The sequence below is a fragment of the Acinetobacter sp. 5862 genome (assembly GCF_024494585.1).
GTDB lineage: Bacteria > Pseudomonadota > Gammaproteobacteria > Pseudomonadales > Moraxellaceae > Acinetobacter.
This window is the reverse complement of sequence record NZ_JANHGP010000132.1, coordinates 1-210: the sequence shown is the minus strand read 5'-3', so window position 1 is coordinate 210 and position 210 is coordinate 1. Positions and strand designations below refer to the sequence as shown.

Here is a 210-nt window from a genome sequence, read left to right as displayed (position 1 = left end):
GAAGCAGTGGGCTCTGACACGCCATAACTTGTTGCGACATGGAACAAGGTTCGGTATTCACGCCAATAACTTAAGCACAGGAGGATCTGATCCTCTAGGCTCAATTTAGGTGGCCTGCCTTTGGCAGGAACATGCATCTTCAATTGCTCAACCATTAAATCAAAGGTTGACCATGAGATGCCCGTGTATCGCTTGAACTGTGTTTCAGAA

1 protein-coding gene is annotated in these 210 nt (G+C 46.7%); it reads right to left on the bottom strand.

Translation table 11 applies throughout. The features are described 5' to 3' along the window. Positions 1 to 210 (bottom strand): transposase family protein (locus NO346_RS14815; RefSeq protein WP_256415611.1); only part of this gene is annotated, 210 nt, incomplete at both ends.